At 64.5% G+C, this 6,722-nt stretch carries 7 protein-coding genes; 2 read left to right on the forward strand and 5 right to left on the reverse strand.

The features are described 5' to 3' along the window. Both ACXJ7R_RS21385 and ACXJ7R_RS21390 read left to right on the forward strand, forming a co-directional pair. Positions 1-1,092, forward strand: a 1,092-nt coding sequence (locus tag ACXJ7R_RS21385; RefSeq protein ID WP_457153587.1) for an NADP-dependent isocitrate dehydrogenase, incomplete at its 5' end; no start/stop codon positions are given. Between the two features lie 24 nt (positions 1,093-1,116). Then, a complete protein-coding gene (locus tag ACXJ7R_RS21390) occupies positions 1,117-1,743 on the forward strand; it encodes a glutathione S-transferase family protein (RefSeq protein WP_457153588.1) in 627 nt (208 codons plus the stop codon). A 35-nt stretch (positions 1,744-1,778) separates the two neighbouring features. Here the strand turns inward: ACXJ7R_RS21390 and ACXJ7R_RS21395 are convergent, their stop codons facing one another. The 5 genes from ACXJ7R_RS21395 to alaS form a co-directional block, all read right to left on the reverse strand. Next, a complete protein-coding gene (locus tag ACXJ7R_RS21395; protein WP_457153589.1) occupies positions 1,779-2,129 on the reverse strand; it encodes a PhzF family phenazine biosynthesis protein in 351 nt (116 codons plus the stop codon). Further along, a complete protein-coding gene (locus ACXJ7R_RS21400; RefSeq protein ID WP_457153590.1) occupies positions 2,014-2,574 on the reverse strand; it encodes a PhzF family phenazine biosynthesis protein in 561 nt (186 codons plus the stop codon). The genes ACXJ7R_RS21395 and ACXJ7R_RS21400 overlap by 116 nt, the downstream gene beginning before the upstream one ends. A gap of 1 nt (position 2,575) precedes the next feature. Then, positions 2,576-3,064 carry a DUF2269 family protein gene (locus ACXJ7R_RS21405; RefSeq protein WP_457153591.1) on the reverse strand — a complete coding sequence of 163 codons (489 nt, stop codon included), beginning with the start codon at positions 3,062-3,064 and terminating at the stop codon, positions 2,576-2,578. Then, positions 3,061-4,356, reverse strand: coding sequence for an SDR family oxidoreductase (locus tag ACXJ7R_RS21410; protein WP_457153592.1), 1,296 nt, complete (start codon positions 4,354-4,356; stop codon positions 3,061-3,063). Before ACXJ7R_RS21410 ends, ACXJ7R_RS21405 begins: the two co-directional genes overlap by 4 nt. A 10-nt stretch (positions 4,357-4,366) precedes the next feature. Beyond that, positions 4,367-6,722, reverse strand: a 2,356-nt coding sequence (gene alaS / locus ACXJ7R_RS21415; protein ID WP_457153593.1) for an alanine--tRNA ligase, incomplete at its 5' end; no start/stop codon positions are given.

Genomic DNA, 6,722 nt, shown 5'->3' on the forward strand with positions numbered 1-6,722 from the left:
TATTACGACCTCGGCATCGAGCACCGTGACGCCACCAACGACCAGGTGACCATCGATTCGGCCAACGCCATCAAGAAATACGGCGTCGGCGTGAAATGCGCGACGATCACGCCCGACGAGCAGCGCGTCGAGGAATTCAAGCTGAAGAAGATGTGGAAGTCGCCGAACGGCACCATCCGCAACATCCTCGGCGGCACCATCTTCCGCGAGCCGATCATCATGAAGAACGTGCCGCGCCTGGTGCCGGGCTGGACCAAGCCTATCATCGTCGGCCGTCACGCCTTCGGCGACCAGTACCGCGCCACCGATTTCCGCTTTCCCGGCAAGGGCAAGCTGACGATCAAGTTCGTCGGCGAGGACGGCAAGGTCATCGAGCACGATGTCTACGATGCGCCGGGCGCCGGCGTCGCCATGGCCATGTACAATCTCGACGATTCCATCCGCGAATTCGCCCGTGCTTCGCTGAACTACGGCCTGCTGCGCAACTATCCGGTCTATCTCTCGACCAAGAACACCATCCTCAAGRCCTATGACGGGCGCTTCAAGGACATCTTCCAGGAAGTCTACGAGGCCGAGTTCGAGGCCGAGTTCAAGTCGAAGAAGCTGTGGTACGAGCACCGGCTGATCGACGACATGGTGGCGTCCAGCCTGAAATGGTCCGGCGGCTATGTCTGGGCCTGCAAGAACTATGACGGCGACGTCCAGTCCGATACCGTTGCGCAAGGGTTCGGTTCGCTCGGCCTGATGACCTCGGTGCTGATGACACCGGATGGCAAGACGGTGGAAGCCGAAGCCGCGCACGGCACCGTCACCCGCCACTACCGGCAACACCAGAAGGGCGAGGAGACCTCGACCAATTCAATCGCCTCGATCTTTGCCTGGACGCGCGGCCTCGCGCACCGCGCCAAGCTCGACGACAATGCCGAACTGAAGCGCTTTGCCGAGACACTGGAAAAGGTCTGCATCCAGACGGTCGAGAGCGGTTTCATGACCAAGGACCTGTCGCTGCTGATCGGCCCCGACCAGCCCTGGCTCTCGACCACCGGCTTCCTCGACAAGATCGACGAGAACCTGCAGAAGGCGATGGCCTGACCAGGCAAGACCCGGGAGGGGTATATGGGCAAGCCCGTCGTCTACGGCGCGGACTACAGCGTCTATGTGCGCATCGTGAGGCTCGTGCTCGAGGAGAAAGGCATCGACTACGGGCTTGTGCCGGTCGATGTCTTTGCCGCCGAGGGTATTCCCGCCTGGTATTTCGAACATCACCCGTTCGGCCGCATTCCGGCCTTCGAGCATGACGGGTTTCGCCTTTTCGAGACGAGCGCGATTCCAGGCTATGTCGACGAAGCCTTTGACGGGCCGGCGCTGCAGCCGAAGGATCCGCGCGGCCATGCGCGGATGAACCAGTTCATCGGCATGCTCGACGCCTATGCCTATCGGTCGATGGTCTGGGATGTCGCCGTCGAACGGTTGGAGAAGGAGGCGCCCGACGAGGCACTGATCGCCAAAGGGCTTTCGCAGGCGAGCAAGGCGCTTCAGACGCTCTCCTCACTGAAAGCGCCGGGTCCATGGTTGCTTGGCGACCAGCTGACGCTGGCCGATCTGCATGCGGCGCCGATCATCGGCTATTTCGTCAAGGTCGCCGAGGGGCAAAAGCTGCTCGCGGAGTTCCCCGAGATCCAGGCGTGGTGGGACCGGATCGCTGCCCGTCCAAGCTTTGCCGCGAGCGGTCCTGCGGCCTGATCAGCCTGCGCCCGTTGTTCAATCCGGCCCGCCGTTCATTCCGGAAGATAGATTTCCGCCTTCATGAAGGTCTTGGCGCGACCCAGGATCAGCACGCGATCGTCGGCCAGGTCACACAAGAGATGCCCGCCACGCTGTGAGCACTGGAAGGCCGACAGGTGGGTCTTGCCGAGTTTTTCAGCCCAGTACGGCACCAGCGTCGCATGAATTGAGCCGGTCACCGGATCCTCGGGGATGCCGGCTCCGGGAACGAAATAGCGGGAGACGAAATCATGCGTTTGGCCGTGCGCGGTAATGACAAGGCCGAGCGGGTGAAAAGCTTCGATCCTGAGCAGGTCGGGAACGAAGGACCGGACGGATTGCTCGTCGGCAAGCTCGACGAACAAGGTTCTCAAAATTGCGAAAGCCCGCAACCGGATGCGGCGACAATATCTCCCGCAGCGCCAGCATGGTTTCGCAATCGACAGGCTGCGGCGGGAAGCATGGCAGATCGAGCTGGTAGGCGCCTTGCCGCTGAGAGACCCGCAACTCGCCCACTCGCGTGGCAAAGGCCATGTCATCGGCCACATCGTGTTGCGAGGCCAGCACATGGGCGGTCGCCAGGGTGGCGTGTCCGCAGAAGTCGACTTCATGAACCGGTGTGAACCAGCGCAAGTCCCAGCCCTTGCCGTTCGGCCGAGCCAAGGCGGTTTCGGCAAGATTGTTCTCGTTTGCGATGGCCTGCATCACCTCGTCCGCCAGCCAGTCCTGCAAGATGAGGACGGCAGCGGGGTTGCCCTGAAAGGCGCGCTCGGCAAAGGCATCGACCTGGTACATGGTCAGCGTCGGCACATCATCCTCCAAAAAGACTGATCGCCGGCCGGGCGACCATCAGCCAAACGATGGCAAGCACGGCAGCGAAAGCCGGAAAGCCGCAAGCAAACCAGATGCGAAAAAGGCGCTTTTCCTCGACGGGCAGCGGTCGATTTTCGACGGCCGCCTGTCGCGCCAGATTTCGTATCCGAATCTGGATCCAGACCACCGGCAGCCAGAACAGACCCGTCACGACATAAAGCAGCAGCGACAGTACAATCCAGCCCTCGGACAGCGGCCACCCCAATGCCCGAGCAAGCAACACGCCGGTGATCGGCTGCACGACGACCGCGGTTGCCGTGAATATGGTGTCGGCGATGACAACCGTGCCCGCGACATGGGCGACCAGCTCGGCGCGACCGGTGCGCTGCGCCATCAGCATGAAGAAGGCGATCCCGGCGCCGGTGCCAAAGAGAACCGTGGCGCCAATGACATGCGTCCAGCGCAGTATGTCGGCCCAGAGGTTCATCTCTCGTCGAGGACCGCCAGCGCCACAAGCACCAGGCACAGCATCGGGATCGTCTTGACCAGCGGCCCCAGCGGCGCGAGCCATAGACCGGGAACGAGAAGCGTCGACGCCGCCAGATAAAACAGCGTGATGGCTATCATCGCCAGCAGCGCTGGCCGAGCAAAGGGCCGGACCAGAACCGCCGCGCCGGCCAGGATATCCGCAGCACTGCCGGCAAGAACCGACATGTCCGCCAATTTCGCCGACACGCCGCGTGAGACAAGAATGGAAGCGGCCTCGTCTTGCCGGATCAGGCCGATGATGCCCGAAGCAAGCCAGAACAGGGCCAGGCAGCCGAAGATGACAGGTTTTGCCAGCCAGAGGCGCGCGAACCATCGCTCCTGGACATGGGCCGGCATGGCGGCCAGCGTTGCTTCCAGCGGCTGCAGCGGATGGCCGCAAATCTGGTTCCATGGCCCGGCATTGCCGGTCACGCCACGCGCCAGCGCGGCAAGGGCTGCGCTGCGCAAAGGCGATCGCCAGCCAAGGAGGCCGAGGCCATCGGCGGTCACGGCAGCAAGACGGCCGACAATGGCCGGCACCGGTACGACCTTCGCCTGCGGCAGGCCAAGCCATGCCCGAAAGGCTAGGAGAACATCGGCGAGCGGTCTGGCTTGCGCCTCGACGAGATCGACGGCAGTACGGGGCGGCAGCGATCCGGCGACCGCGCGCGAGACCGCTTCAGCAACGTCGGTAACCGCCACGGTCTGGATCGGCTGGCGCGACATGACGGCAGGGATAAAAGCGGGGAAGGCCGCAAGGGCGCGCAAAAGGGCTGTCCCGCCATAGGCGGCGGGCGCGATCACCAAACCCGGGCGCAGGATCGTCCATTCCAGCGCAGAGCTTGCGACAGCCCTGTCGCCTTGCGCCTTGCTGTTGAAGAAAGCGTCGCTGGAGGAGAGGTCGGCGCCGATCGCGGAAATCTGGACAATACGGTGCACGCCGGCCTGTTCGCATGCCGCGACCAGCGCCACCACCGAATGCCGGTGGATGGCGTCGAGGCGATCGCGCGGGCCGTCCTGCAAGGCGCCCGCCGCATTGACGATTGCATCCATGCCGGTGACCACCGGCAGCCAGTGCTCAGCGGCAAGCAGCCGCGACATGTCGGCGGCGATCCAGCGCACCGCCGGCCAGCGCCGCTCGGCATCCACGACATTGCGACCAAGGCCGGCCACATGATGACCGTCGCGAAGCAAGCGGCCGACGACGGCTTCGCCGATCAGACCGTAGCCGCCAAGGACGAGCACCTTCATGCAGGGACTTTCAGGCTGCCTCCAGCGCCGCCTTGACCGCGGCGATCGCATCACTGGCTTTCGAGGCGTCCGGGCCACCGGCTTGCGCCATGTCGGGCCGCCCGCCGCCGCCCTGACCGCCCAATGCTGCGGAGGCCACGCGCACCAGATCGACCGCGCTGAAACGGCTTAGCAGATCATCAGTGACAGCGACCACGACGCTCGCCTTGTTGTCGTCGCCGGCGCCGACGAAGACGACGACGCCGGAACCGAGCGAACTCTTGCCGGCATCGGCCAGCGGCTTCAGATCCTTCGGCGAAACACCCGAAACTGCCTTGCCGAGGAAGCCGACGCCGGCGACAGTCTCGTTCTCCGACGGTGCACCCGCCGCGGCACCGCCGCCCAGCGCCAGTTTCTTGCGCGCTTCGCTCAGTTCCTTCTCGAGCTTCTTGCGCTCGTCGAGCAGCACCTCGACGCGCGCCGGCACGTCGGCCGGCGAGATCTTCAGCGTCGCGGCCACCGATTTCAAACGCCGGTCCTGCTCGTCGAGATGCTTGCGCGCGGCTTCGCCGGTCAAAGCCTCGATGCGGCGCACACCGGCGGCGACCGCACTATCCGACACGACACGCACCAGGCCGATATCGCCGGTCGCCCTGACATGCGTGCCACCGCAGAGCTCGACCGAATAGGGCCGGTTGGCCTTGGCGCCATGCAGGCCGGTGCCCATCGACACGACGCGCACTTCATCGCCGTACTTCTCGCCGAACAGCGCCATGGCGCCCTCGGCAATGGCATCGTCGACCGACATCAGGCGCGTGCTCACCGGGCCGTTCTGGACGACGATCTCGTTCGCCATGCGCTCGACCTCTTCGAGATCCTCGGGCGAAATCGGCTTGTTGTGCGAGATGTCGAAGCGCAGTCGTTCGGGCGCAACCAGCGAACCCTTCTGGGCGMCATGGCTACCCAGCACCTCGCGCAGCGCCTCATGGATCAGATGCGTCGCGGAATGGTTGGCACGCAGCCTGGAGCGGCGCGCATGATCAACCTTCAGCTCGACGACCGCGCCGGTCTTGACCGTGCCGCCGGCCACCTTGCCGATATGGACGAACAGGCCATCGGCCTTCTTCTGCGTATCGGAAATCTCGATCGAGAAGCCTTCGCCTGACATCACCCCGGTGTCGCCCATCTGGCCGCCGGACTCGGCATAGAACGGCGTCTGGTTGACGACCACGGCAACTGCCTCGCCCTTGCTTGCGCTGTCGACGGTCTTGCCGTCCCTGACCAGCGCCTGGATGAGGCCTTCCGCCTGCTCGGTCTCGTAACCGAGGAATTCGGTGGCGCCCGCCTTCTCGCGCACCGGGAACCAGATCGTCTCTGTGGCCGCGTCGCCGGAGCCTGCCCAGTGAGCCCGCGCCTCGGCCCTCTGCCGTTCCATGGCATTGGTGAAGCCGGCCAGATCGACCGAGATGCTGCGCTGGCGCAGCGCGTCCTGCGTCAGATCGAGCGGGAAGCCGTAGGTGTCGTAGAGCTTGAAGGCCGTCTCGCCATCCAGCATGTCGCCGGCGCCCAGTTTTTCCGTCGCCTCCGAAAGCAGGCCGAGGCCACGCACCAGCGTCTTGCGGAAACGCGTTTCCTCGAGCTTCAGGGTCTCGGTGATCAACTGCTCGCCGCGCACCAGTTCCGGATAGGCCTGGCCCATCTCGCGGACCAGGGCCGGCACCAGGCGCCACATCAAGGGATCGCGGGCACCGAGCAACTGCGCATGGCGCATGGCGCGGCGCATGATGCGGCGCAGGACATAGCCACGGCCTTCGTTCGACGGCAGCACACCGTCGGCGACCAGGAAAGACGACGAGCGCAGATGATCGGCGATGACGCGGAAGGACGCCACCGTCTCCTTGTCGGGACCGTGCCCGATGGCGGATGACGCCGCGTCGATCAGGTGACGGAACAGATCGGTCTCAAAGACGCTCTCCACCCCTTGCAGGATGGACGCCATGCGCTCCAGGCCCATGCCGGTGTCGATCGACGGGCGCGGCAGGTCGATGCGCTCCTCCTTCGTCACCTGTTCATACTGCATGAACACCAGGTTCCAGAATTCGAGGAATCGGTCGCCATCTTCCTCCGGGCTGCCGGGAGGGCCGCCCCAGATGTGTTCGCCGCGGTCGATGAAGATCTCCGAGCACGGCCCGCACGGTCCGGTGTCGCCCATCGCCCAGAAATTGTCCGAGGTCGCGATGCGAATGATGCGGTCGTCGGAAAACCCGGCGATCTTCTTCCAGAAGCCCGCCGCCTCGTCGTCCGTGTGATAGACCGTGACCAGAAGCTTGTCCTTGTTGAGCCCGAATTCCTTGGTGATCAGGTTCCAGGCAAGCTCGATGGCGCGC

It is taken from the genome of Mesorhizobium sp. P5_C1 (genome assembly GCF_054049815.1).